This is a genomic window from Ruegeria sp. C12, assembly GCF_056537745.1.
Genome location: NZ_JBQFSA010000001.1, coordinates 995,595 through 1,022,532, shown reverse-complemented (window position 1 = coordinate 1,022,532; position 26,938 = coordinate 995,595). Strand labels below are relative to the sequence as shown.

Sequence of the window (26,938 nt, the reverse complement as noted above, 5' to 3'; positions counted from 1 at the left end):
TATAGAGGGTCAGAACCAAGGATAAGGGCAGCAGCATGAATGGCGACGATATCGGGCGTTTGGTGTATCTGGTCGTGTTGGCCGCGGCCATATTGCTGTGGTTTGTCGCCCAGAACCGCCAATCCCTGAACAAGACCCTGCAACAGGTGATGGCCTGGGTGTTCATCTTTGTGGGCGTCATCGCGGTCATTGGCTTGTGGGAGGATATCCGGTCCTCGGTCGGCCCTGCTCCGCAAATGGCCGTCACCGGCGACACCATCGAGGTTCCGCGCGCGCAGGACGGGCATTATTACCTGCCGGTCACGGTGAACGGCGAGCCTATTGTCTTCCTTGTGGATACCGGGGCCAGCCAGATCGTCCTCAGCGCGCAGGATGCGGAACGTGTGGGCATTGACCCGGATCAGCTGAACTATTTCGGGCGCGCGATTACCGCGAACGGCGAGGTCCGGACCGCGCCCGTGCGGCTGGATAGCCTGGAACTGGGGCCGATCACGGACCGCAATGTCTCGGCCTGGATCAATGAAGGTGAACTGCATCAGTCGCTGCTGGGCATGGATTACCTGCATCGGTTTTCGAACATCCAGTTCACCGATGGTCGCCTGATCCTGTCGCGCTAAACGCACCCCACTTGAGAACAAAATAAGAACATGATACGAACATATCATGTCTGCTCAGCTTCTTGGTCAAAAATCCGCGCGCGCCGCGCCGGGGGTCAAACTTCATGAGGAAATCGCCCTGCAACTGGGCCGCGTGCACGAAGTCTGCGGTCCGGCCCGGCGCAGTTTTGCCATGTGGCTGGCCGGTCAGATGCAGGGGCCGGTCTTGTGGATTTCCCCCGCGTGGGAGCCCGGACAGCTACACCCCGACGGGATGATGCCCTTTGCCGATCCCGCCCGGTTCATCTTTGTCCACCCCACCCGCTCCGAGGATCTGCTGTGGTGTCTGGAAGAAGCGCTGCGCAGCGGGGCCATTCCGCTGATCGTCGGCGACCTGCCCGGCGCGCCGGGGCTGACCCCGATCCGGCGGATGCATCTGGCTGCCGAACAGGGCGGCGCGATGGCGCGCGCGCCGCTGGGCCTGCTGCTGACCCCCGGCGATGGTGGCGCGCAAGGGGTCGAGACGCGCTGGCACATGGCCGCCAATCATAAGGGAGAGGCCCGCCGCTGGACCCTGACCCGCCGCCGCGCCCGCGCGCTGCCGCCGGTCACATGGCAGGCCACCATGACCGCCGCCCGCGCCGGTTTGCACCTGAAACGGGTCGAAACCGAGGATGTTCTGACCTGAGACCGCATCGATCACGCAAGATGTGACTGGTCAAACCCCGGACTGCACCCTAGCGTCACCGCATGACTCACCCGATCCACGATAGCCGCTACTCGTGGCTGCGCCTTCTGATCACCCTCGCCATCGCAACGGTGGCGAATGTGGGCATGTGGGCGGTGATCGTGGTGATGCCCGCAATCGAGGCCGAATTCGGCGCAGGGCGGGCCGAAGCCTCGTTGCCTTATGTTCTGTCCATGATTGGCTTTGCCCTGGGAAATATGTGGCTGGGGCAGATGGTTGACCGGCTGGGCGTGACCATAGCGCTGATCGGGGCCGCAATGCTGAGTGCGGTCAGCTATCTGCTGGCGACTTGGGCCCCGAATATCCTGCTGCTGTCGGCTGCGCATCTGCTGCTGGGTCTGGGCACATCGATTGGGTTTGGCCCCCTGATCGCCGATATTTCGCATTGGTTCATGAAGCGGCGCGGAATTGCCGTGGCGCTGGTGGCCAGCGGCAACTATCTGTCCGGCGCGATCTGGCCCACGCTGCTGTCCGACATTCTGGCCCGCGATGGCTGGCAACAGGTCTACCTGACCCTAGCCGCCCTGACCCTGCTGGTCGCCATTCCCCTGTCGCTGCTGCTGCGCCGCCAAGTCCCGGTCGAGGCGCACAGCACAGCCGCCGCGACCGCGCAGATCAACGCCCGCAGCGTTGGCGTCTCACCCCGCGCGCTGCAGTATATTCTGGGCCTTGCCGGTATCGGCTGTTGTGTGGCCATGTCCATGCCGCAGGTCCATATCGTCTCGTATTGCGTCGGACTTGGATACGGGCCCGCCGTGGGGGCCGAGATGTTGTCGCTGATGCTGCTGGGTGGCGTTGTCAGCCGGATTATCTCGGGCTTGCTGGCGGACCGGTTGGGTGGCGTCATGACCCTGCTGATCGGCTCGGTCCTGCAATGTATCGCGCTGTTTCTGTTCCTGCCTTATGACGGGATGGTCTCGCTTTATGTCATCAGCATGCTGTTCGGTCTGGCACAGGGCGGCATCGTTCCCAGCTACGCGCTGGTCGTGCGTGAATACATGCCCCCGCAAGAGGCCGGGGCGCGTGTCGGCTTTGTCATGATGATGACCATTCTGGGCATGGCCCTTGGCGGCTGGATGTCGGGATGGATTTACGACGTGACCGGAAACTATCAACTGGCCTTCGTGAACGGCATTCTGTGGAACGGGCTGAACATCGCCATCGTGCTGATGCTGCTCAAACGTTCCCGCCCCAGACGAGAGGGGGTCATGGCATGACCACCCTGACCCGCCGCTGTGTCCTTGCCGGGTTGGCTGCCCTGCCCCTGACCCGGACGGCGCAAGCCGCTTTGCAACCCTATGTTCTGTCGGCTCGGGACACCCGCGTCGGTTTCAGTTTCGATCTGTCGGGCGTTTCCCAGACCGGGTCGATGCCGATCCGGTCGGCGAATGTTCAGATCGATACGCGCCGATTGCAGAACAGCCGGGTCGACGTGGTGCTGGATGTTAGCAAGGCGCGCACACGGCTGCCGTTTGCCCGGATGCCGATGCTGGGGCAGACCGTGCTGAACGCAAAAAGCCATCCGACCATTCGCTTTGTCTCGACCGACGTTCAGCTTGGCCCGTCGGGCCGCATCTCGGACGGGGCGCGGATTACCGGCGATCTGACGGTGCGGGGCGTCACCCGTCCGGTGACCCTGGATGCGAGCCTTTATCGTCGCCCCGGAACAGCCCCGGACGATCTGGACCAATTGTCCATCGGCCTGACGGGTGCGCTGAACCGGCATGATTTTGGCGCCTCGGGCTATCCCGATCTGGTGGCAGAAAACGTCGGGCTGGACATCCACGCCGAAATCTCACGCGCCTGAAATCGGCCAAAGGTCAAAAAACGACCCCCTCGCGTCGAATAGGCGCGCGCATCTGCCTGTCAGAGCGTCAGTGTAACCCCATTATGCGCACGATCATTTCCTTCGCCGCCCTGTTTCTTTCCGTCATTCTGTTGCAACTGTCGACAGGCGGCGTCGGGCCATTGGACGCCATCTCGGGCATCACGCTTGAGTTCACGACCGAGCAGATCGGTCTGCTGGGATCGGCACATTTCATCGGGTTCTTTGTCGGCTGCTGGTGGGCCCCGCGTTTGATGGGGACTGTGGGCCATTCCCGCGCCTTCGCGGTCTGCACCGCCTTGGGTGCGATGGGGCTGATCGGGCACACACTGACCGAAAACCCCTATATCTGGGCCGCGCTGCGGATCGCATCGGGCACCTGTGTCGCCGGGTGCTATACAGTGATCGAGGCCTGGCTGAACGCAAAAGTCAACAATGAAACGCGTGGGCGCGCGATGGGCACGTACCGCATTGTCGACATGGGTGCCTCGCTGACCGCGCAGTTGATCATCGCGGTTCTGCCACCTGCCTCTTACGTGTCGTATAACCTGCTGGCCATTCTGTGCTGCGCCGCGTTGTTGCCGCTGACACTGACGCGGGCCAGTCAACCTCAGACACCTGATGCGCCTCGGTTGCGGCCAAAACTGGCCTGGCGCAGCTCGCCCCTTGCCGTTGCGGGCGTGATCGTTGCCGCGCTGAGTTCCGCATCGTTTCGAATGGTTGGTCCTGTCTATGGGCAGGAGGTCGGACTGGGCGTGGACCAGATCGCGTTCTTCCTGGCCTCATTCGTGTTGGGCGGGGCATTGGCGCAATATCCGATGGGCTGGCTTGCGGATAAATATGACCGGCGCTGGGTTCTGATCTGGCTGTCCGCCGTCGCGGTCCTAAGCTGCGGGGTCACCATGGCGGCCAGCGGCACCGGAACTGTGGGTGTCATGCTGGCGGCTGGTTTCTTCGGCTTTACCACCTTCCCGATCTTTTCGGTTTCATCCGCCCACGCAAACGACTTTGCCACAACCGAACAGCGGGTCGAGCTGTCGGCGGCGCTGATGTTCTGGTATGCGCTGGGGGCCATTGCATCGCCCTACATCTCATCAACGCTGATCCAGCAATTCGGTCCCGGGGCGCTGTTTGCCTTTGTCGCGCTGGGTCACATCTTCCTGATCGGATTTGGCCTGGCCCGAATGCGGTCGCGCCCCACGCCCGAAGAGCGAACAAATTACGTCTATGCACCGCGCACCTCCTTCACCATTGGCCGATTGCTGAAACGGTCCCGGGAAGGATAAAGAAGCAGGACCAGCATTGATCGCATCTGCCCCCAACGGTGCGAAACATGAGTGTTATACCCAAAACCCCGCGAGCGGATCATGCCTGAACGACCGTCCCAAGGCGGAACCTGCGCGAGTCCTGAAAAAAACTGACCTTCAATCTGTCCAAGTTAACGTCGGGTCGCAGGCGCTTATTCCGGAAAAGCATATAGTCTGACCCCGAATACTCGGGAGGAAGACGACAATGATGACCAGAGCAGCCATGCAGGCCTTCAGGGCGAAATACCGCGCTGGCATAAGCAAAATGTACAGCGGGTATTTCCATATGCTGTCGGTGGCCATCGCTGGCCTTTTCGTCATCTGCTACAGCCTGACCTTCGTCACGGACGTGACCGCGTCACAGTTGCTGGTGATCCCGGCGACGCTTTTGTTTGTGAACTTTGCCGAATATGCCTCGCACCGCTGGCTTGGTCACGAAAAGACCAGGGTGCTCAAACTGTTCTACCAGCGCCACACCGGGGATCATCATTCCTTTTTTCTGGACACCGACATGGGATATGAAAGCCCATTTGACTGGCGTGTGGTTCTGTTCCCGCTCTATCTGATCTTTCTGTTCACGATGGGCATTGCGCTGCCCGGTGGCCTTGTTCTGGGATGGATATTCAATCCAAATGTCGGCGCGTTGTTTGCCGCTTCGACCATCGCCGGATATCTGCTTTATGAGGTGTGTCACTTCAGCTATCACGTCCCGCCCGGCAGCCGGGCTGAGGCGATGTTCCAATCCGTACCCGGCTGGTGGCGTCTCAGGCATCTTCACGCCCTGCATCACAAACGCGAACGGATGCAGGAGGCGAATTTCAACATCACCTTTCCGGTCTTCGATATCGCATTGGGGACCTTGTATTGGGAACGCCCTGAAACAAACGGCGGCTGAACCCCTGAGGTCGCATTAGGGTCGGCAACACAGACGTTAAAATCGCTTCTGCCCGAAAGCCGGGCTTTTGCTGGCCAGTGACTTACTGTAGACGAGCGCGCAGACAGTTACGTGGACACGCAAAATGGCTCGGATTCTCATCACCTCGGCGATCCCCTATATCAACGGGATCAAGCACCTCGGCAATCTGATCGGCTCGCAATTGCCTGCTGATCTTTACGCACGTTATCAGCGTGGCCGCGGGAATGAGGTCATGTTCCTGTGCGCCACCGACGAACACGGCACCCCGGCCGAGCTGGCGGCCGCCAAGGCGGGCAAACCGGTCGCGGAATACTGCGCCGAGATGTATGGCGTGCAGGCCGATATCGCCAAGCGGTTCGGGCTCAGCTTTGACCACTTTGGCCGCTCGTCCAGTGCGCAGAACAAGGTGCTGACGCAACATTTCGCGGGCAAGCTGGACGAGGCCGGGCTGATCCGCGAGGTCAGCGAGAAACAGGTCTATTCCAACGCCGACAAACGCTTTCTACCCGACCGCTACATCGAGGGCACCTGCCCCAATTGCGGCTATGACCGCGCGCGGGGGGATCAATGCGAGAACTGCACAAAGCAGCTGGACCCGACCGACCTGATCGAGCCGCGCAGCGCGATCAGCGGATCGACCGATCTGGAAGTGCGCGAGACCAAGCACCTGTATCTGCGTCAATCCGCGATGAAGGACCAACTGGACGCGTGGATCGACTCCAAGACCGATTGGCCGATCCTGACCACATCCATTGCCAAGAAGTGGCTGCACGATGGCGACGGCCTGCAGGACCGTGGCATCACCCGCGATCTGGATTGGGGTGTGCCGGTCAAGAAAGGCGACCAGGACTGGCCGGGGATGGAAGGCAAGGTCTTCTATGTCTGGTTCGACGCGCCCATCGAATACATCGCCTGCGCCAAGGAATGGGCAGATGCGAACGGCAAGACGGATGCGGATTGGGAACGCTGGTGGCGCACCGACAAGGGCGCGGATGACGTGCGTTATGTGCAGTTCATGGGCAAGGACAACGTGCCGTTCCATACGCTCAGCTTCCCGGCCACCATTCTGGGCTCGGGCGAGCCGTGGAAGATGGTCGATCACCTGAAATCCTTCAACTACTTGAACTATGACGGCGGCCAGTTCTCGACCTCGCAGGGGCGCGGTGTGTTCATGGATCAGGCACTGGAGATTCTGCCCGCCGATTACTGGCGCTGGTGGCTGCTGAGCCATGCGCCCGAAAGCAGCGACAGCGAGTTCACGTGGGAGAACTTCCAGCAATCGGTGAACAAGGATCTGGCGGATGTGCTGGGTAACTTTGTCAGCCGTATCACCAAGTTCTGCCGTTCGAAATTCGGCGAGGCTGTGCCCGAAGGCGGCACCTATGGCGAACGTGAGAACACGCTGATCGAAGAACTGACCAAACGTGTCCGCGCCTATGAGGGCCACATGGAGGCGATGGATGTGCGCAAATCGGCGCAGGAATTGCGGGCCATCTGGGTGGCGGGCAACGAATACCTGCAGGCCGCAGCCCCTTGGTCGACCTTTAAGGAAGACCCCGAACAAGCCGCCGCGCAGGTACGTCTGGGCCTGAACCTGATCCGGCTCTATGCGGTGCTGAGCGCGCCGTTCATCCCCGACACCTCGGCCCGGATGCTGAGCGCGATGAACACGCTGGACACCGGCTGGCCCGAGGATGTGGCAGCGGCGCTGTCCGCCCTGCCCGCCGGTCATGAGTTCACCGTTCCCGATGTCCTGTTCGCCAAAATCACCGATGAACAGCGCGAAGACTGGCAAACCCGTTTTGCCGGCACCCGTGACTGAATTCAGACCATCGTGACAGATACGACACGGGGGCCGCTTCGGCCCCCGTTTTTTATGCCGATACATCGCGTGACGCATGCTGTCTTACCGGGGTGCCAAACCCTTGGGGTCCTAAGTTAGCCGAAGCACGAAGAAATTTCTGCGCCCAAGGCCGCACCAGTCGTATTCAAGAAGCTTGAGATAAAGTCTCAAAACGTCCATCCTGTCGAGGAATTCTATCGACTCGCGCCGGGGCCTTTGGGGTCCGGGCAGCTATTTCATATCTACTGTGAGGCACGCGCCATGTCCCTTGATTTGACGAATATCGGTTTTCCCATCTTCGGGTCAGCCAAAATGCTGGGGCGGCATCTTGCCTTACTGACCTGCCTTGGGGTGGCGCATGGGGCTGCGGCGCAAGATCAAAGCGACGCGCCGCCACCAAAGGTTTCCATCGCTGCGGCCTATACCCAAGAGATCACGGATGAAGCCGTTTTCATCGGTCGGGCGGAAGCCATAGACAAGGTGGACATCGTCGCGCGGGTCAACGGGTTTCTTGAGTCTCAGAACGTCGAGGACGGCGCACTGGTCCAGAAAGACGATCTTCTGTTTACCATCGAGCCCGACCTCTATGAGGCCACACTTGAGGCGCGCAAGGCCGATCTGGACCGCGCCGAGGCAAATCTGGAACTGGCAAAGGTCGATCTGGCCCGGAAAGAAGAGTTGTTCCGCCGTGATGCAACCCCGGAATCCGAACGCGACATTGCGCGCGCCAACGAACTGGTTGCCGAAGCCGAAGTCAAAGCCGCAAACGCAGCCATCCAGCAAGCCCAGCTTGACCTGAGCTACACGCAGATTCAGGCGCCGTTTTCGGGCCGCATCGGGCGCGTTGCCACAAGTGTAGGTGACGTTGTTGGCCCGTCGAACCCTCCGCTGGTCAACCTGGTCAGCGAAGCGCCGATCTACGTGAACTTCTCGCTGAACGAAAAACAATTTACTTCGGTTCTTCAACAGTTTGGCGAGAATGCCAGCACTCTGGCAGAAAGTCAGAAGAGCCCCAATGTGCACGTCACCCTGCCCAACGGGACGGAATTGGGTGAAACCGGCGAAATCGTGTTTGTCGACAACCGCATCGACCCTCTGACCGGCGCGATTACCGTGCGGGCCGAGTTTGAAAACGCGGATCGGCTGATCATCGACGGTGCATTCCTTAACGTCCAGATCGAAGCGCTGGAGCCGACCTTGCAGGTGCTTGTCCCTCAGGCCGCGCTGCAACGGGATCAGCGGGGCGAGTTTGTTCTGGTCGTCAATGACCAGCAGATGGTCGAACAGCGCTATATCACGACCGGTGACACGGTGGACACCGCCATCATCGTCACCGATGGGCTTCGCGAAGGCGAGAGCGTGATCGTCGAGGGCCTGCAAAGGGTGCGTCCTGGCGTGGCCGTGGATGCGGTCGTGGCCTCTGAGCAGCCGGGAGAATAACGGATGTTCTCAGCCCTGTTCATCAGCCGGCCCAAGCTGGCGCTTGTCATTTCGCTTGTCCTGACGATCATGGGCGGCATCGGCTATATGGTTCTGCCGGTCGCCCAGTTCCCGGACATCACACCGCCCGTGGTCAGCGTGACGACCACCTATACCGGCGCAAACGCCGAGACCGTGGAAAACACCGTCGCCGCCCCGATTGAGGCGCAGGTGAACGGTGTGGACGACATGATCTACATGACGTCAACCTCGTCCGATAACGGCTCGTATTCGCTGAATATTACCTTCGAAGTGGGCACGGACCCGGACATTGCCTCGGTCAACGTGCAGAACCGGGTGGCACAGGCCATGTCATCCCTGCCGTCCGAGGTGACATCCTCGGGCGTGGTCACTCAAAAGGCATCGACCAACATGCTGTTGCTGGTGACGCTGACCTCGCCCAACGGGACCTATGACAGTGTGTTTCTGTCCAACTATGCCTCGATCAACCTGAAAGACGCGCTGGCGCGGGTTCAGGGTGTGGGCAAGGCGGATGTTCTGACCAATCTGGAATACGCCATGCGGATCTGGATGGACCCGGACAAGATGGCCGCCCTGTCGATCACCCCCGGAGATGTAATCAATGCGATCCGCGAACAGAATATCGAAGTCTCGGCAGGCTCGATCGGGTCTCCGCCCGTGCCTGAAGGCCAGACATTCCAATACACGATCAAAACCAAAGGACGCCTGACCTCAGCCGCCGAGTTTGGCGAAATTGTTATCCGCACCGGCGATGCCGGGTCCATCGTGCGTGTGCGCGACATTGCACGAGTGGAGCTTGGGGCGCAGTTCTATTCAGCCTCGGGCTACTTTCAGGCGGTTCCTGCCACAGTGATCGGCATCTATCAGGCCCCCGGCGCCAACGCGCTTGCGGTGTCTGAACGGGTACAGGCCGAGTTGGAACGCTTGTCCCGCTCTTTCCCGACGGATGTGGAATATGAAGTGCCGTTCAATACCACCGACTTTGTCGAGGCGTCGCTGAACGATGTGGTTTCGACCCTGATCCTGACCTTCATTCTGGTGATCTCGGTCGTGTTCATATTCCTGGGGAATTGGCGAGCGACCATCATCCCGGCGGTGGCAATTCCGGTATCCTTGATAGGAACGTTTGCCTTCCTGCTGGCCTTTGGCATGTCGCTGAACACGATCTCGCTGTTCGCTCTGGTTCTGGCTATCGGGATCGTGGTTGATGACGCCATCGTGGTGGTGGAAAACGTCGAACGGATCATCGCGGATGAAGGGCTGCCCCCTGCCGAGGCGACCCGCAAGGCGATGGGCCAGATCACCGGTCCCGTGATCGCGACAACGCTGGTTCTGTTGGCCGTGTTTGTGCCCGTGACCTTCATGCCCGGCATCTCCGGACGGCTGTATTCGCAGTTTGCGGTGACGATCTCGACCGCTGTTGTGATCTCATCGATCAACGCGTTGACCTTGTCGCCCGCTCTGTGTGGCCTGGTTCTGCGTGCCCGTTCCGGCCCGCCCAAGGGGCTTCTGGCCCTGTTTGAAGGGTTCATCGGAACGGTGCGCAGCGGCTATGTCGCGATTGTGCGCAAGCTGTTGATCCTGCCCGTCGTCGCGCTGGGTGTCATTGTGGCGCTTGGGATGGGAACGGGGACGATCATGTCCAACACCTCCAGCGGCTTTATCCCGCTTGAGGACAACGGCTATCTGTTCGTGGACATCCAACTGCCCGACGCGGCCACTTTGGAACGGACCGAAACGGTCTCGGCCCGCGTGGACGACCAGATCCGCGAAATCCCGGGTGTCGCCAGTACCGTGTTGGTCAACGGCTTCTCGCTGCTGAATGGTACAACCACAAACGGCGCCGCTATCTTCGTGAACCTGACCAATTGGGATGAGCGTCAGGACGATGACCTGAGCGCCAATGCCATTTTGGCCAAGGTTCTGGCCATTGCCAACGGCGAATCCGCGGCCTCGATCGTGGCCTTCAACCCGCCGCCCATTCAGGGCCTGGGCATGTCTGCAGGGGTCGAGATGGAAGTGCAGCAGACCGGCGGCGGTACACCGCAGGATCTGGCCTCGGCCGTGGGGTCCTTTGTTTACGCGGCGAACCAACGCCCCGAGATCGGACAATCCTACACGACCTTCCGTGCAAACGTGCCACAGCTGTTTGTCGATCTGGACCGCGAGAAAGCCAAAACCCTGCAAGTCTCGGTTGCCGAGATCTTCCAGACCATGCAGGCGCAGTTGGGGTCGTACTATGTGAACGATTTCAACCTGTTTGGCCGTGTCTACCGCGTCATGATACAGGCGGATGGGACATACAGGGACAATGTCGAGGATATCTCGAACCTCTACGTCCGCTCGCAACAAGGTGAGATGGTTCCACTGGGCACGCTCATCGACGTTGAGAACGTGCTGGGTCCGGTTTTGTTGAAGCGGCATAACCTGTTCCGCTCGGCCACTGTCACGGCGGTGCCTGCCCCGGGTTTGTCCACCGGTGATGCCATCAATGTAATGACCGAGGAATCCGCGACCGCCCTGCCCCCCGGCTATGCGTTCGAATGGACCGGAACGGCGCAGCAGCAGTTGGCTTCGGGCAGTCTGGTGATCGTGATCCTTGGGCTGGCGATCCTGTTTGGCTACCTGTTCCTTGTCGGTCAGTACGAAAGCTGGTCAATGCCTGTCTCGATCCTGTTATCGGTGGTTGTCGCCCTGTTCGGCGCGGTGGCGGCGGTGGCCATCGTGGGCAGCGACATCAACCTGTATACGCAGATCGGGATGATCATGCTGGTCGGGTTGGCCTCGAAAAACGGGATTCTGATTGTGGAATTCGCGATGGAACAACGCGCCAACGGTTTGTCGATCAAGGATGCCGCAGCCGAAGCCGCCTATCAGCGTTTCCGCGCGGTGATGATGACGGCTCTGTCCTTCCTGCTTGGGGTTGTTCCCCTGCTGGCGGCAAACGGCGCGGGTGCGGCAAGCCAGAAAGCCATTGGTGTGGCCGTGTTTGGCGGGATGCTGGCCGCAACGCTTGTCGGCGTGATCCTGGTGCCGGTGCTTTACGCCCTGATGCAAAGCCTGCGCGAATGGCTGAAGGGCGGCAAGAAAGACCCGGATCCAACGGGCGAAGCAACCTGACCCCGTCAATGATGCAGAAAAAGCCCCGTGCAGGTCACGGGGCTTTTTTGATTCAGAACATTACGCAGCCACAACCCGACTGCGACGCCGGGCGGTGACGGCGCTAATGACGGCTTGCGCCTCTGCCGGTGGGGCCTGTTCGACACGTCGATAATCGCTGCAATCGCTTTGCCGGGTCAGCATTCCGCAGCCAATCATCGTGCGCCGCAATGTGGCCGGGTCGTGAAACAGATGCTCGCGCCCCAGCATGTCGTTGATTTCTTTCTCGCTCAGACTGGTGCCTGCGGGAAGGCTGGCCCACAAAGCCCACAACGCAAGGGTTTGCACCGCGCGTCGGGACGGCCATTGGCGCAAGCGGCCATGTGCATCGAATTGAAACAGAGCCCGCTCGACAATGCGCATATCGACGGGCACAAGGTCAGGCCCGGCCTCGATTCGCCGTTTCGCAGCACTTGCAGCCCGCATATGTTGCAGGTTCTGGAACCCGGCAGCGCGGGACAGCATGTTCATCAGGGTCAGATGGGACGGGCTGCCCTCACCCAATTGGCGACTTAAGCTGCGGGCAAATCCGGTCAGGTCATCCACGTGTAAAGGGACAGGTGTTTTGGTCATCGTGCATCCATATCGGGCGTTTCGCACGCTCGTCGGTCGCTGACTTGACGAAACAACGCCCCTTTTGGTTTGCGATGCCGTCTCAAACTGAATGGCAGGTTTAGCTCTCTGATGTCAGAGCAGCGACGCCTCGGTGTCTGCCGACCGTTCCCGATGGCTAACACGAACCGGCGGGTCAGCCAAGGGTCAGGCGACCTGCGCCTGAATGCGCTGCCCCATCCACTGATCGATCCGCGCGATCTGATCGGCGTTCAGACGCAGCCCCAGCTTGTTGCGCCGCCAGACCACGTCCTCGGCCGACCGGGCATATTCCTTGTCCATCAGCCACGCGACCTCGCGCGCCGTCAGGGTCGCGCCGAAATCCTCGCCCAGATCAGAGGCTTCCTTTGCGTCGCCCAGCATCACCGCCGCCTCGGTGCCATAGGCGCGGATCAGGCGCGCGGCCCAAGCGGCATTAAGGAATGGATAGTCTGCGCGCAGCGCGTCGGTAAGGGCCTGCACCCCATCAACTGGGAAGTCCCCGCCCGGCAAGGCCACTCCTGCTGTCCATGGTCCCAACAAATCCGGGAAATGCTCTGCCACTTTCTCAAGCGCGCTTTCAGCCAGACGGCGATAGGTGGTGATCTTGCCGCCAAACACGTTCAGCACAGGTGCCCCGCCATTTGCGTTCACCTTCAGCGTATAATCCCGCGTCGCCGCTGTCGCGCTGCTGGCACCGTCATCATACAGCGGGCGGACTCCGGAATAGGTCCAGACGATGTCGTCCCGCGTCACGGGCTGCGCGAAGTATTTCGAGGCAAAGGCGCACAAATAGTCCTTCTCGGCGTCGGTACAGACGGGATGTTCGGACGGTTCCGCGTGGTCCTGATCCGTTGTTCCGATCAGGGTGAAATCCTGCTCGTAGGGAATGGCAAAGATGATGCGACCGTCTTCGCCTTGAAAGAAATAACACTTGTCGTGATCGAACAGCCTGCGCGTCACGATATGGCTGCCGCGAACCAAGCGCACCCCTTCGCGCGAATTCACGTGGATTTTGGATTGGATGATGTCCCCAACCCATGGCCCCCCGGCATTTATCAGCATTTTGGCACGGATTACCCGCGTTTCATCGCTGTCGCGATCCCTGACCGTAACCTCCCACAGATCGTCGACCCGATGGGCCGAAATCACCTCGGTCCGCACCATGATCCGGGCCCCGCGCGCCTCGGCGTCGCGGGCGTTCAGAACCACCAGCCGGGCGTCTTCGATCCAGCAGTCGGAATACTCATAGGCCGTTTCGAACCTGTCCTGCAGCGGAGCACCTTCGGGCGCGCTGCGCAGGTTCAAAGAGCTGGTTCCCGGCAGGATCTTGCGCCCACCAAGGTTGTCATACAGGAACAGGCCCAACCGGATCAGCCACGCCGGTCGCCGCCCACGCATCCATGGCATCACGGTGCTGAGCAGCTTTGATGTCGGCGTCTCGGAATCGAACCGCATATCCTTGTGATAGGGCAGCACAAAACGCATCGGCCAACTGATGTGGGGCATGGCGCGCAGCAGCGTCTCACGTTCGATCAGAGCTTCGCGCACCAGACGAATTTCGAAATACTCAAGATACCGCAGACCGCCATGAAACAGCTTGGTCGAAGCGGAAGACGTAGCCGACGCCAGATCGTTCATCTCCGCCAATGTGACAGACAATCCCCGCCCGGCAGCATCCCGCGCGATGCCGCATCCGTTGATCCCGCCGCCGATGATGAACAGGTCGGTGATCTGATCGTCCGTCGATGTCATAGCTTTTGATTCCCAATCAAACCCATCTGCGCACATTAATCAGAAGGGTATTCGCATTATCAACCTTAATGTTCGTTTATTTTCGTTTTGCAACACTGATATGAATTTCACGTATTGCAACTTGCCAATTCGGCCAGAAAGAACAAAAACGAAAGAACTCTGACTATTTGGAACTGCTATGTCCCTTTCCTTCCGCCAAGCCGACATTCTTGAGATCGCAAGCACCGAAGGCCGCGTCACGGTAGAGGGGCTGGCAGAGCGGTTCGGGGTCACCGTCCAAACCATCCGGCGCGACCTGACCGAGCTGGCCGAAGCCGGCAAACTCGACAGGGTGCATGGTGGTGCGGTTCTGCGCTCCGGCGTATCCAACATCGGGTATGAGGATCGCCGCACCCTGAACGTGGATGCCAAGACCCTGATGGCGCAGGCCTGCGCACGGGATATTCCCGAAGGTGCCTCGATCTTTCTGAATATCGGCACCTCGACCGAAGCCGTCGCGCGGCAATTGCTGAACCACAAGACCCTGATGGTGGTGACCAACAATATGAATGTTGCAAACATACTGGTCGAAAACCCGGGCTGCGAGATTGTTGTGGCTGGCGGCGTGTTGCGGCGCTCGGACGGTGGTCTGATCGGCAACCAGACCGTCAACACGATCCGACAGTTCAAATTCGACTATGCGGTAATCGGATGCTCGGCGTTGGATACCGAGGGCGACTTGCTGGATTTCGACTTTCAGGAAGTGCATGTCAGCCAAACCATCATCGCACAGGCGCGGCGCACGATTCTGGTGGCCGATCATTCAAAGTTCCAACGCTCGGCCCCGGCGCGGATCGCCTCACTGGCCGAAATCGACACGGTGTACACCGATCAGCCACTGCCTGCGGACCTGTCGGAAAAATGCACCGCCTGGGACACAAACGTTCGACTGTGCCCGTGACCCGGGATTGCGACCGCCTTCCACCATAAATGGATTGACGATCGCCCCCCTACACCTGAGGATGGGGCAACCGTCCAGAAAGGAGGCACGAGCATGGGACTTCTGGGACAGCCTTTGGGCTACTACGATTACCTGACCTTCGTTGCATTGATCCTGTTGCTGGCCGCTGTGATGGCCCTGTTTCTGTTCATCATGGGTCTGCCCGGTCGCATCGCGATCAAACGCAACCATCCGCACGCCGAAGCCGTCAAGATCATGGGATGGATGGGGTTTCTGGCGGTTGTGCCATGGGTCCATGCCTTCATGTGGGCATTTCACGACGGTATCACGGTTGATATGCGTCGCGGCCCCGACGAAGAAAAAGAAGCCATCCGCAAAGACATTGAACGCTTAGGCGGGACCGTCAAAGAAGAATATCAGGCCGCGTCGGACGAGACGCAGAAAAGCTAAGGCCAAAGGAAACATCCGCACATGTTCGTCGCCCTAGGCATCACGCTTTTCTACATCATTTTCGTCTGGTTCATCTTCTTCAAGATGGAGTGGCTGAAGTTCAACATCGCCTGGGGAATTGTATCCTTTTGGGTCGGCGCGCATCTGCTGCTGATCTTTCTGGTCGCATTGCGCTTTTTCCAGCCTTTCTCGGTCGACAGTCACGTCGTACGGTCCACCATTCAGATCGTACCCAAGCTAACGCAGCCGACGATCCTGACCGAAGTTCTGGTGGAACCGAACACACCCGTCACCAAGGGCGATCCACTCTATCGCTTCGACGACACGGTGTTTTCGCTGGCGGTGGACAATGCGCAGGCGCAATTGGTGGCTGCCCAGCAGAACGCGAAAATTCTGGAACAGGATGTCATCGCCTCGACCGAAGCGGTTGAGCGGGCCATTGCGCAACTGGATTATGCCTTCACCCAGCAGGCGCGATACGAAAATCTCGTTCCCGCCGGGGGTGCACGACAGGATGAGCTGGATCGCTGGAACGAACAAGTGACCGAGGATCAGGCGGCGGTGAAACAAGCCGAAGCCAATTTGCAAAAGTCTATTCTCGCGCAGGAATCCCAGATCGACGGGGTCAATACCGGCATCCTGCAAGCACAGGCACAACTGGCCGAGGCCGAGTATTTCTTAGACAATACAACGATCTATGCCCCGGAAAACGGCATGATCGTCTCGCAACAGGCCCGCCCCGGTCTGGTCGTTGGTGACATTCGACTGGGCGCAATCGCCAGCTTCGTGACCGAGGATAACCCCTATCTTCTGGCGACGTTCCGCCAACAAAACCTGAAATTCGTCGAGGTCGGACAAGAGGTTGAAGTGGCACTTGATCTATATCCCGGCGAAATCCTACCTGGCAAGGTCGAGGCGATCTGGTGGGCGACACGACAGGGTCAGTATCTACCCTCGGGCCGCCTGCCCGGTTTCGAATTGCCGAAACTGCCCGGTCGGATTGCGGTTCAGATCACGGTCGATCTGCCCGAAGACCACATCCTGCCAGCGGGCGGTCACGCGGCGGTGGCTATCTACACGGGTCAGGGCAAAAGCTTTGAGTTTCTGAGGCGCATCAATATCCGCCTTTACTCCTTCGCCAATTTCATCCGACCGCTGGACATTTGAGGACGCAGAGCATGACACGGGCCAAACCCTTTCGATACCTGATGGGAACGGCCCTGTGTGCAGCGGTACTGACCGCCTGCACGCCGGTCGGCCCGGATTTCGTGCGCCCGAACTCTCCGGTCGTGAAAGAGTGGATCGAGGTCAACAGCCCCAGCACAGGGCCAAGCGGCCTGACCTCGCGCAGCGCGCCGGTGGTGAAATGGTGGGAGACGTTCAATGACCCGACCCTCAACAAACTGGTGGTCGAGGCTTATGCCCAGAACTTAACGCTGCAGGTTGCCGGAGCCCGCGTATTACAGGCCCGCGCGCAGTTGGGGATCGCCTTTGGCGAGCTTTACCCTCAGTCGCAGGCTATTGGTGGATCTCTGGAACGGCGACAGATCAGCGATAACCTTGGACCGATCTCGGATATCAACCGCATCATCCCGCTGGATACCGAATTTTCGACGTCGCAAGTGGGCTTTGATGCCCAATGGGAGCTGGATGTCTGGGGCGCTCAGCGGCGTGGCGTTCAGGCCGCGCGATCCAATCTGGCCCTGCAGGTGGCCAACTATGACGACGCGCTGGTGACGCTGACCGGGGATGTGGCGGCACTGTATGTCAATATCCGCGCCTTGCAGGAATCCTTGGCCGTTGCCCGCGAAAACATCACCCTTCAGCAAGAGTCGCTGGACCTGACCCAGCTACGTTTCAACAACGGCGTCACCACTGAACTGGACGTTCAGGAATCCACCGCACTGTTGAACAACACCAAAGCATTGGTGCCCGAGTTAGAGAGCGACCTGCAACAGACCAAGAATGCGTTGGCCGTCTTGCTTGGCGCAACGCCCTCACGGATGACCAGCCTTTTGGGTAACTCCGGGCGCATTCCCTCGGCCCGGTCCAATGTCGCCGTGGGCGTTCCGGCAGAATTACTGCGTCGGCGTCCGGATGTGCGCGCGGCGGAACTGGCGGCCGCCACGCAATCGGCGCAGGTGGGTATCGCGATGGCGGACCTGTATCCACAGTTCGTGTTGTCCGGCTCGATCGGCTTGCAGGCCTCGGGCGGGCGCGATCTGTTCAGTTCGAACAGCACGACGGGTCTGGCCAGTGCGGGCGTGGTCTGGAACGTGCTGAACTATGGGCGCATCCAGAACAATGTCCGCGCGCAGGACGCCGCCTATCAGGCACTGATCGCCAATTACCAGAACACCGTTCTGACCGCCTATTCCGAGGTCGAAAGCGCCATGGTCGCCTATGCACAGGCGCGCAAGCAGGTCGGGCTGTACCAGCAAAGCGTCGATGCCTCGCGCAAGGCCGCGGATATTGCCGTCAGCCAATATCGTGATGGGATCGCTGACTATTCGCGGGTTCTGAATACGCAAACCGCGCTCTTGCGGTCTCAGGCCAATCTGATCGAGGCACGGCAACAGGTCTCAAGCAATCTGGTCGCCGTTTACAAGGGCCTCGGTGGCGGATGGCAAATTCGTCAGAACCAGGAGTTCCTGCCGGAAACGGTTCTGGCCGAGATGGCCTATCGCACCGATTGGGGCGACCTGTTGCAACAGGACCCGACCCGCGCCAGCCTGAACTAAGCGTTACTTCGTCAGACCGCGCAGCCCGCCTGAAATCAGGATATTCACCTCATACAAAATGCGCGGCGCGGCCAGTCCGCCGGGGCTGGCCAGATAGTTCGGGCTCCATTCCGGGTCGAACTTCTGTTTGAACGCGCGCAGCCCTTCGAAGTGGTAGAACTGCTCGCCATGTTCATAGACAAACCCGCCGATCCGGTTCCAGAGCGAGGCCAACTGGCGGTTTTCAATGCCTGAAAACGGGGCCGCGCCCAGCGAGAACCAGTGAAACCCCTGCTCGGATCCCCAGACCATCATCTCAGCAAACAGCGCATCCATGACAAAACTGGGGCTGTCGGGTTCATACCGCATCAGATCCAGTGACAGTTCCGACTTGTTGCCGCCTTGAAACAGGTTGGCAAAGGCCATGATCTGCCCGGTCTCACCATTTCGCAGCACCGCATGATCGAAATAGGACAGGTAGTCGTCGTCGAATCCGCCCAGGGCAAAGCCTTTTTCAGCCCCTGCTTTCTGCGCCAGCCAGTCATCCGAGATTTTCCGCAGCTCCGGCAATATCGGCGCGAGGTTTTCTTTCGGAATGATCTCGAACACATACCCTTCCCGCTCGGCCCGGTTCTTGGCCTGCCGGAACCGTTTGCGGGATTTTCCATCCAGCGAGAAATCTTGCAGCGGCACGCGCGCGACCTCACCGATTTTCAGGATCGACAGGCCCAGATCCAGAAAAGTCGGCAGATACTTGGTCGAAACGCTGTAAAACGCACACAGCTTGCCTTCACGATCCGCCATCTCTCGCAACTGCCAGACCAATTGTTGCCCGGCCTTTTCATCCCCTACCGGCTCGCCCTTGGAAATGATGGCGTTGCCGGTGTCGGCATAGGCAATGAATGCTGTCTGATCCGGAGCGATCAGGAATTGCTTGTCTCCGGTCAGGGAGATTTGGGATTCGGTGTCCTCACTCTCCATCACCAGCCGCTCGACGACCTCGGGGATTTCGGTGCGGACCGGTGCCGGTATCTCGCGCCCGAACAACGAGGTCACGGCCACGATGCCCACGATTACCGCCACCACAAGGCTGGATCGCAGGAAGCGTGAGGCGTCGCCGTTCCACGCGAATTCCCACCACAGCGCATTCTGGTATTCAACATGGGAATAGGCAAAAAGACCGATCCAGAAGATCACCGCCAGCAATACGACCACGCTGATCAGCCAGGGGATGTTCAGCCGGAAGATCGACGCCCCGCTGACCCGGTAAAACGCACCTCGGAACAGCGCCAACACGGCAATCGTGACCAACAGGCCAATGGCTTCATGCGTGTCCAACCCCTTGGCGAGTGAGGCGGCAAAGCCCGCCACCATCAGCAACATCGCCACGACCCACGCCCGGTAGAGTTTGCGGAACAGACCCCGCGAAACCAGCAGCAGCAAAACCCCCACCGCGCTGCCCGCCAGATGCGACGCCTCGACAAAGGACAAGGGCAGCACGTCACGCAAGACACTCAGGTTTTGGGAATTCGACGGCAACGCGCCCGAAACCAACAGGATGATACCTGCGGTTGCGGTCACACCCGCTGCGACCATCGGCACAATCGGGCGGATGGCCCGGTACACCCAAACCGCTGCCCCGCCAATCCGGTGGCGCTGTGTCAGGGCCGAGGCGACTGCGATGGACAAGCTGGCAATTGCAAAAGGAACAAAGGTGTAAACAACCCGATACAACAGCAACGCAGCGATCACGTCCGACCGACCCGAGGCCCCCAGCCCCGCGATCAAGGTGGCTTCGAACACGCCGATCCCTCCGGGCGCGTGGCTGAGGATACCGACCGCAATGGCGGCCACGTAGATCGTGAAGAAATAGGGAAATCCGACGCCCAGATCGTCGGGCATGAGCACGTACAAAACCATCGACGCACCCAGAAGGTCGCCCAAGGCCGCCAGCGTCAGCAAGCTGGCCAGCTTGCCACCCGGCAGGTTGAACTCAAACCCTGCGAACGAGAACCGGCGCCCTCCACTTGCCAACCAGAAGAACACTGCGACCAACCCGGTCAGCAAACACAGGCCAATGATCGTCTCGACCGTTTCGCTGATCGGCAGGACTTTGGAGATCCCATCGGGATGCAGCGTTAGCAATACCCCAAGGATCAGAACCAACCCCATCCAGAACGCAACCCAGGACGTGGCGATCACCCCGGCCACACGCCCAAGGTCGAGGCCCAGCGAGGCGTAGATCCGGTACCGGATCGCTGTGCCGGTGATGTAGGAAAACCCCAAGCAGTTGGAGACCGCATAACCGCTGGCCCCCGCCAAGCCCGCAATCGGCAAGGGTACCTTGCCACCGCCTACGCTTTGCACCGCAAAGACGTCATACAAGGACAAGGAAAAATAGCTTACTCCGGCCCAGAACAGGGCGACCAGCAGCAAAGTCCAGGGCGTCGCGGCGATGTCGGATTGCACATCCGCCCATTTCACATGTGATGACAGCTCGTGCAGAACCGTCAAAGCGATCGCTGTGACCAGAACCGGAATGGCGATACGCACCCAGGGTTTTTCTAGCATCCCGGTCAGCTTTTCAGCCCATTGCATCGCCTTGGACTCGTCGCTGTGGTCCTGTGCTGTCATGCTGCGCGTCCCTGCCGTTTTCTTAACCGTGTGCGACGCCAGCCCCTTGGTCTGACGCGCCCCTTTGGGGCGACACGCAAAGAAACTCTGTCACAAATTCCTTCCGGGTCAAAGCGCTATGCCCTGTCAGAACCGACCCTTGCGAGTAGACAGCAGCAGGTTCGTCTCGGATCGGGTGATCCCCTCCATCCTGCGGATCTGAAAAATCACCTCGTCCAATTCGACCAGCGTTTCGGTTCCGATCTCGGCAATCAGATCCCAGCTGCCGTTGGTGGAATGCACGGCCCGTACCTGCTGCATTGCACCGATACGGGCCATCGTACGCTCGGTCCCGCGCCCTTCGATTTCCAACATCATCAACCCACGCACCGGGCTTTGCGCCACATCGCGGCGAGTCAGAACCGTAAAGCCGACAATCTCACCCGACTGTTTCAACCGCTGCATCCTGCTGCGCACGGTTGTGCGGGTCACCCCCAGCGTCTCAGCCAGTTCAGACAGGGACGCCCGCGCATCCCGGTGCAGCGCGCTGATCAGTCGATTGTCCAGTTCGTCCATAACTTGTTTCCGTTTCGGATTTCTTAAGTTCATTTTGAACAATTTGCCGTCTTCCAGCAAGATATATCGAACGGTTAAATGGACACATGGATATCAAGAACATCATATTGATCGGTGCACCCCTGGATGCCGGCAAACGGCGTCAGGGGTGCCGAATGGGCCCCGATGCCTATCGTGTTGCCGGGTTGGAAACCGCGCTGGCCGAGTTGGGGCATACTGTCACCGATTGGGGCGATGTGGCCCCTGACGCGGTGCAGATGCCGGAACATGAACACCTGTTTTCGCTGCCCGAATGCGTGGGTTGGACAAGCGCGCTCAGCCGCGCAACGCAGGAGGCCGCGCCCGAAGGAACACCGGTCTTTTTGGGCGGGGATCACGCCTTGTCGATGGGCACCGTTGCCGGAATGGCAGCATATGCACAACAGATCGACCGCCCGCTATTTGTCCTGTGGCTCGACGCCCACAGCGATTTTCATACGCCGACCAGCACCGGCAGCGGAAACCTGCACGGCACGCCGGTCGCCTATTTCACTGGCCAGCCGGGGTTCGAGGCGTTTCCGCCCCTGCCCGCCACAGTGCCCACAAATCGGGTCGGCATGATCGGCTTGCGTTCTGTCGATCCCGCCGAACGCGCGGTTCTCGAGCAGGACCAGGCCATGCTGGCCGACATGCGCAGTATCGACGAACACGGGATCAAAGCACCTCTGATGGCATTTCTGGATCGGGTTCGGGCCGAAAACGGCCTGCTGCACGTGTCGCTGGATGTGGATTTCCTCGATCCGGCCATTGCGCCAGCGGTCGGAACCACCGTGCCCGGCGGCGCAACTGAACGTGAGGCGCATCTGGCCATGGAACTGCTGCATGAAAGCGGATTGGTCAGCTCGCTCGATCTGGTGGAACTGAACCCGTTTCTGGACGAACGCGGGCGCACCGCACGACTGATGGTGGATCTGACCGCGTCGCTGATGGGACGCCGGATCTTTGACCGCCCCACACGGAGCTTCTGATGACTGCACCTTCCGACAAGGCCCTGGTCCCGTTCGTGTCCGTCGACAACATGATGCGGCTGGTCCACCACATCGGCGTCGAAGCGATGATCGCCAAAATCGCCACTCAGATCGAAGCCGATTTCAAACGGTGGGAAAGCTTTGACAAAACCCCGCGCATCCCAGCGCACTCACCACATGGGGTGATCGAGCTGATGCCAACATCGGATGGTGAGGCTTACGGGTTCAAATACGTCAACGGCCACCCGAAGAACACGTCCGAGGGGCTGCAGACTGTCACCGCCTTTGGTTTGCTGGCAGATGTTTACACCGGCTACCCCACTCTGTTGACGGAAATGACCATTCTGACGGCGCTGCGAACTGCGGCCACTTCGGCACTGGTGGGTCAATATCTTGCGCCCAAGGGCGCGACCACCATGGCTATGATCGGCAATGGCGCGCAGTCCGAATTCCAATGCCTTGCGTTCAAAGCAATGTGCGGGATCGAAACCGTTCGCCTCTACGACATCGACGCAAACGCGACCGCCAAATGCGCGGCAAACCTTCACGGCAAGGGCTTGAACGTGGTGGCTTGTGAAACGGCCGAGGAAGCGATCGAGAGTGCTCAGATCATCACCACCTGCACTGCCGACAAGAAATACGCCACCATCCTGACCGACAACATGGTCGGACCCGGTGTTCACATCAACGCAATCGGCGGCGATTGCCCCGGCAAAACCGAACTGCACCGCGATATCCTGCTGCGCTCGGACATATTTGTGGAATACCCCGAGCAGACGCGGATCGAGGGTGAGATTCAGGCGCTTGAACCTAATTACCCCGTCACCGAGATCTGGCAGGTTATGACTGGCCAGATCGAAGGTCGCACCGATGACAGGCAAATCACCCTGTTCGACAGCGTGGGTTTCGCAATTGAGGATTTCTCGGCCCTGCGCGTGATCAAAAGCGTGGTCGAGGGGACCGATTTCTACGAACCGCTGGATATGCTCGCTGACCCCGACGACCCGCGCGACCTGTTTGGGATGCTGATGCGGGCGGGATAGTAGCCCAACCGATCACTGCTTGAGCCATGGCCGGCAAAGGGGGCTCTGCCCCCGCCGCCCTGCGGGCGACTCCCCCGGGATATTTATAGCCAGATGAAGCAGGGATCCGCCCTCTGACCGACCGGCCAGAGAGCTTCACCTGGCGCGGTCATCGGCGTCCCCGCCTGTACCGCAGAACTCTTTTCCATCAGAATGGTTAAGGATCCGTTTCTTCATCTGGCCAAAAATATCCCGGAGCGCGAGGCAGAGCCTCGCATGGCTCTACCCGGCCAAAGACGGCAGGTAGAGAACGATCCCCGGGAACGCCACAAGCAAGGCAATCGTCGCAGCATCTGCGATGAAGAAAGGTGTGACGCCTTTGAAGACATCCTGAACACTCAGATCCGGCCGCACGCCTGCGACGACGAAACAGTTCAATCCGATTGGGGGCGTGATCAAACAGAACTCGGCCATTTTAACCACCAGTATTCCGAACCAGATGGCGCACATGGGGCCAGACATGCCAAAGGCGCTCTCGGCCGCGCTGACGGTTTCACCGCCGTTCAGGGCCATGACCGCCGGATAAACCACCGGAAGGGTCAGCAACAGCATGCCGATTGCGTCCATGAACATGCCCAGCACGGCATAGGCCAGAAGGATGCAGATCAGGATCAGCATCGGGGACATTTCCAAAGAGGTAATCCAGTCCGAGAACGCGCCCGGCAGGTCGGCGAAGCCAAGAAAGCGCACATAGATCAAAACGCCCCAGATGATCGAAAAGATCATGGCCGTCAGTTTGGCCGTTTCCAGCAGGGCGGATTTGAACTCGGGCCAGCGCATGCCATGAAACAGGGCGAAGCAGAACACGATGAAAGCGCCAATTGCGCCGCCTTCGGTTGGGGTACCCCAGGCTTTGTCTCCGAACGGGTTGTAGACAAAGCAGATGATGATCAGGATGACGGCAACGATGGGGATTGCGCCCGGCAGAGCAGCGAAACGTTGCTTCCAACTGAAGCCGGTGACGGGGGGGCCAACGGATTTGAACACAACCGCGATCCCAACGATCAATAGCCCGTAGACAAGGGCTGAAAATGCCCCCGGTATGAACCCGGCCAGAAGCAGTTTTCCGACGTCCTGTTCGACGATGATTGCGTAGATCACAAGGATCGCTGATGGTGGGATGAGAGAGGCCAATGTGCCCCCAGCGGCCACAACACCAGCGGCGAAGCGTTTGTTGTATCCGACGCTCAGCATCTCGGGGATGGCGATGCGGGCGAATACGGCAGAGGTGGCCACCGACGCGCCGGACACGGCGGCAAATCCTGCGGTGGCGAAGATGGTCGAGACGGCCAACCCGCCCGGCACCCAGGCAATCCAGCGTTTGGCCGCTTCGAACAACGCTCGGGTCAGACCGGCGTAGTAGGCCAGATATCCGATCAGGATGAAGGTCGGGATCAGGCTGAGTGTATGGGCCGCCACCTTGGAATGCGGCACCTGCCCCGCCGTTTTGACGGCAACGGTGACGGCCTTGCCGAACCGGTCAGGGTCGTAGCCGAACTTGGCCCAGAAGATCCAGATCAGGCCGAACAACCCGGCCAGACCCGCTGCAAAGGCCACTCGCATACCGGTTACAACCAGAACCAGCAGGCCACCCGTGACCCAAAGGCCGATCTCGATCGTGTCCATGCGCTAGTCCTGCCCTTCGAACTGATCGGCCTCGGCTGCGGCCTGTGCTGCGGCGTCCTGGATCAGGGGCACGGCCACCGGCGCATCCAGCCCCAGTACAAAAGCGCGCCCGTACCCCCAGACCTGCAAGACCAGCCGCAGACACAGCACGGAAAACGCCACGGGTGCCAACAGCTTGGCGGGCCACAGAGGTATTCCGATGTCGATGGAACTGTCGCGGCTCCATAACGGCGCACCAAAATCGAAGGACCGGTCGAAATGGGACCAACTGCCCCAGACCAGCGCCAGCATCAACACCAGGATCAGGATGACCGACACCGTTTCGAACAACCACAAGGCACGTCCCCGCAGGCGCGAGATCACGATGTCCATCCGGATATGTCCGCCGTCCCGCTGAACGTAGGAGATGCCCAGAAAGGCAATCAGGGGCATGGCCTGCTCGATCCAGTCCACATAGCCGGGCAGAGGTGCGTTGATTGCGTTTCGCCCGCTGACCGAGACGACGGCCAGAACCATCAGACCAAATACGGCAAGACCGCTGATCAGCGCCAAAAAACGCTCGACCGTCAGCAGACGCTGATCCAGCTGGCTGAGGCGGCTGCCGTCTTCCAGCACCGTGGCTGTACCTGCCATTCCGGTGATCCTTTATGTCAGGGATGTCCGGGCACCCAGACCGAGCGCCCGGAGATACGATCAGTTGCCGCCGCGCTGTTGCTGCAACGTGGACTGAACCAGATCATAAAGCTCTTGCGCGGGAAGACCTTGCGCGGACATGTCGGCAATCCATTGTTCACGGATCGGATCAGCGGCCTTGGTACGGAACTCTTCGATGACCGCATCATCGATCATCACCTTGGTCACGCCCTTTTCTTCCAGAACGCTGTCCCACTGTTCCAGCAAGCCGCCGTAATTGGCCAGATAGTGATCAATGGCTTCGTCAATTGAGCTGTCGAGCGCTTCGCGGTGTTCCGGTGACAAGGCTTCATACGCGTCGATATTGACAACAACCGGGCAGTTCACCGTGCCGGGGTTCAGGTTTGCGGTCCACCAGTCGGCCTCATTGATCGTGCCAAAGGACAGATGCGCGTGCTGGGCAAAGGCCACTGTGTCGACCACGCCGGATTCCATCGCGTTGAAGGCTTCGGTGGCCGGCACCGAGGTCGGGACCCCTCCAACCGCTTCAAACGCTTGCCCCAGACCACCGGTTGCACGGACGCGCATGCCTTCGAACTCGGCCAGTTGATCGCGTGGGTCGCCGGTGCCGACCAGATTGTATTGCGGCATGGGCGAGGTCATGAGCAGGCGCGCGTTCCACTGCGCCATCTCATCCTGCACGGCGGGATGGTCATAGACCGCGTGGCTGACGGCAACCTCTTCCGCCAGGTTGTTCACGCCAAGGAATGGCAGTTCCAGCACAGTGATCGCCCGGTTTTTGTCGCGGTGATAACCTGCGCAGAACTGCGCCATCTCGAAGGCACCGATCTCGATCCCGTCCAGATTCTCACGCGGCTTGGACAACCCGCCATAGCTGACATTGATGGTAAAATCCCCGCCGGTCTTTTCATTCACCAGCTCGGCCAGTTTTTCGACATGTTCGGTAAAGGCGCGGCGCTTGCCCCAGACCGAGGCATTCCATTCGGTCGCTGATGCCTCGGCGACAAAGGCAATGCTTATTGCGGCGGCGGCAGCACCGCTCAACATCTTTTTCATGTGATCTCTCCCT

The 26,938-nt window shown here is 59.9% G+C and carries 22 protein-coding genes; 15 read left to right on the top strand and 7 right to left on the bottom strand.

The genetic code is table 11. The features are described 5' to 3' along the window. Positions 1–35 precede the first annotated feature (35 nt). The 9 genes from ACR0C9_RS04790 to ACR0C9_RS04750 all read left to right on the top strand — a co-directional run bounded on the left by ACR0C9_RS04790 (position 36) and on the right by ACR0C9_RS04750 (position 11,816). Positions 36–617, top strand: a complete 582-nt coding sequence (locus ACR0C9_RS04790; protein WP_170451244.1) for a TIGR02281 family clan AA aspartic protease — start codon at positions 36–38, stop codon at positions 615–617. Between the two features lie 46 nt (positions 618–663). After that, positions 664–1,284, top strand: a complete 621-nt coding sequence (locus tag ACR0C9_RS04785; RefSeq protein ID WP_480780500.1) for an ImuA family protein — start codon at positions 664–666, stop codon at positions 1,282–1,284. Between the two features lie 62 nt (positions 1,285–1,346). Beyond that, positions 1,347–2,561 carry an MFS transporter gene (locus tag ACR0C9_RS04780; RefSeq protein ID WP_480780499.1) on the top strand — a complete coding sequence of 405 codons (1,215 nt, stop codon included), beginning with the start codon at positions 1,347–1,349 and terminating at the stop codon, positions 2,559–2,561. After that, on the top strand, positions 2,558–3,151 hold the full coding sequence (locus tag ACR0C9_RS04775) for a YceI family protein (protein ID WP_170621683.1): 594 nt from the start codon (positions 2,558–2,560) through the stop codon (positions 3,149–3,151). The genes ACR0C9_RS04780 and ACR0C9_RS04775 overlap by 4 nt, the downstream gene beginning before the upstream one ends. A gap of 83 nt (positions 3,152–3,234) precedes the next feature. Beyond that, positions 3,235–4,455 carry an MFS transporter gene (locus ACR0C9_RS04770; protein ID WP_170451252.1) on the top strand — a complete coding sequence of 407 codons (1,221 nt, stop codon included), beginning with the start codon at positions 3,235–3,237 and terminating at the stop codon, positions 4,453–4,455. A 226-nt stretch (positions 4,456–4,681) separates the two neighbouring features. Then, complete coding sequence (locus ACR0C9_RS04765) at positions 4,682–5,371, top strand: sterol desaturase family protein (RefSeq protein WP_170621682.1); 690 nt, start codon at positions 4,682–4,684, stop codon at positions 5,369–5,371. A 124-nt stretch (positions 5,372–5,495) separates the two neighbouring features. Further along, positions 5,496–7,214: a methionine--tRNA ligase gene (metG, locus tag ACR0C9_RS04760; protein ID WP_170451256.1), complete on the top strand. Its 1,719-nt coding sequence runs from the start codon at positions 5,496–5,498 to the stop codon at positions 7,212–7,214. A gap of 282 nt (positions 7,215–7,496) precedes the next feature. Further along, complete coding sequence (locus ACR0C9_RS04755) at positions 7,497–8,675, top strand: efflux RND transporter periplasmic adaptor subunit (RefSeq protein ID WP_170451259.1); 1,179 nt, start codon at positions 7,497–7,499, stop codon at positions 8,673–8,675. Between the two features lie 3 nt (positions 8,676–8,678). Next, complete coding sequence (locus ACR0C9_RS04750) at positions 8,679–11,816, top strand: efflux RND transporter permease subunit (protein WP_480581501.1); 3,138 nt, start codon at positions 8,679–8,681, stop codon at positions 11,814–11,816. Between the two features lie 60 nt (positions 11,817–11,876). Here ACR0C9_RS04750 and ACR0C9_RS04745 read toward each other — a convergent pair whose 3' ends face one another. Together ACR0C9_RS04745 and glpD are read right to left on the bottom strand one after the other, a co-directional pair. Beyond that, positions 11,877–12,428: a DUF2087 domain-containing protein gene (locus ACR0C9_RS04745; protein WP_480581503.1), complete on the bottom strand. Its 552-nt coding sequence runs from the start codon at positions 12,426–12,428 to the stop codon at positions 11,877–11,879. 186 nt (positions 12,429–12,614) lie between these two features. After that, entirely contained in the window at positions 12,615–14,201 is a 1,587-nt protein-coding gene (glpD, locus tag ACR0C9_RS04740) for a glycerol-3-phosphate dehydrogenase (RefSeq protein WP_480780498.1), read from the bottom strand. Between the two features lie 178 nt (positions 14,202–14,379). Here glpD and ACR0C9_RS04735 point away from each other — a divergent pair, with 178 nt between their 5' ends. The 4 genes from ACR0C9_RS04735 (at position 14,380) to ACR0C9_RS04720 (ending at position 18,332) form a co-directional block, all read left to right on the top strand. Then, positions 14,380–15,141 carry a DeoR/GlpR family DNA-binding transcription regulator gene (locus ACR0C9_RS04735; RefSeq protein WP_480780497.1) on the top strand — a complete coding sequence of 254 codons (762 nt, stop codon included), beginning with the start codon at positions 14,380–14,382 and terminating at the stop codon, positions 15,139–15,141. 93 nt (positions 15,142–15,234) lie between these two features. Then, complete coding sequence (locus ACR0C9_RS04730) at positions 15,235–15,591, top strand: DUF3302 domain-containing protein (protein ID WP_170518099.1); 357 nt, start codon at positions 15,235–15,237, stop codon at positions 15,589–15,591. 21 nt (positions 15,592–15,612) lie between these two features. Further along, positions 15,613–16,758 (top strand): HlyD family secretion protein, encoded by a 1,146-nt coding sequence (locus tag ACR0C9_RS04725; RefSeq protein ID WP_170451271.1) that lies wholly within the window; start codon positions 15,613–15,615, stop codon positions 16,756–16,758. Between the two features lie 11 nt (positions 16,759–16,769). Further along, the gene (locus ACR0C9_RS04720) at positions 16,770–18,332 is read left to right on the top strand and encodes an efflux transporter outer membrane subunit (protein WP_480780496.1); all 1,563 of its coding nucleotides are present in this window, start codon (positions 16,770–16,772) and stop codon (positions 18,330–18,332) included. 3 nt (positions 18,333–18,335) lie between these two features. Here the strand turns inward: ACR0C9_RS04720 and mprF are convergent, their stop codons facing one another. Then, positions 18,336–20,945 (bottom strand): bifunctional lysylphosphatidylglycerol flippase/synthetase MprF, encoded by a 2,610-nt coding sequence (gene mprF / locus ACR0C9_RS04715; protein ID WP_170451275.1) that lies wholly within the window; start codon positions 20,943–20,945, stop codon positions 18,336–18,338. A gap of 126 nt (positions 20,946–21,071) precedes the next feature. Next, positions 21,072–21,500, bottom strand: coding sequence for an Lrp/AsnC family transcriptional regulator (locus ACR0C9_RS04710; RefSeq protein WP_170451276.1), 429 nt, complete (start codon positions 21,498–21,500; stop codon positions 21,072–21,074). A gap of 86 nt (positions 21,501–21,586) precedes the next feature. Here ACR0C9_RS04710 and rocF point away from each other — a divergent pair, with 86 nt between their 5' ends. Together rocF and ACR0C9_RS04700 are read left to right on the top strand one after the other, a co-directional pair. After that, a complete protein-coding gene (gene rocF / locus ACR0C9_RS04705; RefSeq protein ID WP_480780495.1) occupies positions 21,587–22,507 on the top strand; it encodes an arginase in 921 nt (306 codons plus the stop codon). Further along, on the top strand, positions 22,507–23,550 hold the full coding sequence (locus tag ACR0C9_RS04700) for an ornithine cyclodeaminase (protein WP_480780494.1): 1,044 nt from the start codon (positions 22,507–22,509) through the stop codon (positions 23,548–23,550). The genes rocF and ACR0C9_RS04700 overlap by 1 nt, the downstream gene beginning before the upstream one ends. A gap of 261 nt (positions 23,551–23,811) precedes the next feature. On the opposite strand, the gene ACR0C9_RS04695 is transcribed toward ACR0C9_RS04700, so the two are convergent. The 3 genes from ACR0C9_RS04695 to ACR0C9_RS04685 are packed head-to-tail and all read right to left on the bottom strand — an operon-like array spanning position 23,812 to position 26,925. Then, the gene (locus ACR0C9_RS04695; protein WP_170451282.1) at positions 23,812–25,215 is read right to left on the bottom strand and encodes a TRAP transporter large permease; all 1,404 of its coding nucleotides are present in this window, start codon (positions 25,213–25,215) and stop codon (positions 23,812–23,814) included. A 3-nt stretch (positions 25,216–25,218) separates the two neighbouring features. Beyond that, positions 25,219–25,848: a TRAP transporter small permease gene (locus tag ACR0C9_RS04690; protein ID WP_170630200.1), complete on the bottom strand. Its 630-nt coding sequence runs from the start codon at positions 25,846–25,848 to the stop codon at positions 25,219–25,221. A gap of 60 nt (positions 25,849–25,908) precedes the next feature. Further along, positions 25,909–26,925 (bottom strand): C4-dicarboxylate TRAP transporter substrate-binding protein, encoded by a 1,017-nt coding sequence (locus ACR0C9_RS04685; RefSeq protein ID WP_170621674.1) that lies wholly within the window; start codon positions 26,923–26,925, stop codon positions 25,909–25,911. Positions 26,926–26,938 lie beyond the last annotated feature (13 nt).

What these genes read in the sequence shown, in the direction of transcription:
- metG (WP_170451256.1), top strand. Translation starts at nt 5,496, where the DNA reads ATGGCTCGGATTCTCATCACCTCGGCGATCCCCTATATCAACGGGATC.
- ACR0C9_RS04700 (WP_480780494.1), top strand. Translation starts at nt 22,507, where the DNA reads ATGACTGCACCTTCCGACAAGGCCCTGGTCCCGTTCGTGTCCGTCGAC.
- ACR0C9_RS04695 (WP_170451282.1), bottom strand. Translation starts at nt 25,215, where the DNA reads ATGGACACGATCGAGATCGGCCTTTGGGTCACGGGTGGCCTGCTGGTT.
- ACR0C9_RS04710 (WP_170451276.1), bottom strand. Translation starts at nt 21,500, where the DNA reads ATGGACGAACTGGACAATCGACTGATCAGCGCGCTGCACCGGGATGCG.
- ACR0C9_RS04755 (WP_170451259.1), top strand. Translation starts at nt 7,497, where the DNA reads ATGTCCCTTGATTTGACGAATATCGGTTTTCCCATCTTCGGGTCAGCC.
- rocF (WP_480780495.1), top strand. Translation starts at nt 21,587, where the DNA reads ATGGATATCAAGAACATCATATTGATCGGTGCACCCCTGGATGCCGGC.
- ACR0C9_RS04725 (WP_170451271.1), top strand. Translation starts at nt 15,613, where the DNA reads ATGTTCGTCGCCCTAGGCATCACGCTTTTCTACATCATTTTCGTCTGG.
- ACR0C9_RS04770 (WP_170451252.1), top strand. Translation starts at nt 3,235, where the DNA reads ATGCGCACGATCATTTCCTTCGCCGCCCTGTTTCTTTCCGTCATTCTG.
- ACR0C9_RS04790 (WP_170451244.1), top strand. Translation starts at nt 36, where the DNA reads ATGAATGGCGACGATATCGGGCGTTTGGTGTATCTGGTCGTGTTGGCC.
- glpD (WP_480780498.1), bottom strand. Translation starts at nt 14,201, where the DNA reads ATGACATCGACGGACGATCAGATCACCGACCTGTTCATCATCGGCGGC.
- ACR0C9_RS04775 (WP_170621683.1), top strand. Translation starts at nt 2,558, where the DNA reads ATGACCACCCTGACCCGCCGCTGTGTCCTTGCCGGGTTGGCTGCCCTG.
- ACR0C9_RS04745 (WP_480581503.1), bottom strand. Translation starts at nt 12,428, where the DNA reads ATGACCAAAACACCTGTCCCTTTACACGTGGATGACCTGACCGGATTT.
- mprF (WP_170451275.1), bottom strand. Translation starts at nt 20,945, where the DNA reads ATGACAGCACAGGACCACAGCGACGAGTCCAAGGCGATGCAATGGGCT.
- ACR0C9_RS04765 (WP_170621682.1), top strand. Translation starts at nt 4,682, where the DNA reads ATGATGACCAGAGCAGCCATGCAGGCCTTCAGGGCGAAATACCGCGCT.
- ACR0C9_RS04685 (WP_170621674.1), bottom strand. Translation starts at nt 26,925, where the DNA reads ATGAAAAAGATGTTGAGCGGTGCTGCCGCCGCCGCAATAAGCATTGCC.
- ACR0C9_RS04785 (WP_480780500.1), top strand. Translation starts at nt 664, where the DNA reads ATGTCTGCTCAGCTTCTTGGTCAAAAATCCGCGCGCGCCGCGCCGGGG.
- ACR0C9_RS04730 (WP_170518099.1), top strand. Translation starts at nt 15,235, where the DNA reads ATGGGACTTCTGGGACAGCCTTTGGGCTACTACGATTACCTGACCTTC.
- ACR0C9_RS04720 (WP_480780496.1), top strand. Translation starts at nt 16,770, where the DNA reads ATGACACGGGCCAAACCCTTTCGATACCTGATGGGAACGGCCCTGTGT.
- ACR0C9_RS04690 (WP_170630200.1), bottom strand. Translation starts at nt 25,848, where the DNA reads ATGGCAGGTACAGCCACGGTGCTGGAAGACGGCAGCCGCCTCAGCCAG.
- ACR0C9_RS04750 (WP_480581501.1), top strand. Translation starts at nt 8,679, where the DNA reads ATGTTCTCAGCCCTGTTCATCAGCCGGCCCAAGCTGGCGCTTGTCATT.
- ACR0C9_RS04735 (WP_480780497.1), top strand. Translation starts at nt 14,380, where the DNA reads ATGTCCCTTTCCTTCCGCCAAGCCGACATTCTTGAGATCGCAAGCACC.
- ACR0C9_RS04780 (WP_480780499.1), top strand. Translation starts at nt 1,347, where the DNA reads ATGACTCACCCGATCCACGATAGCCGCTACTCGTGGCTGCGCCTTCTG.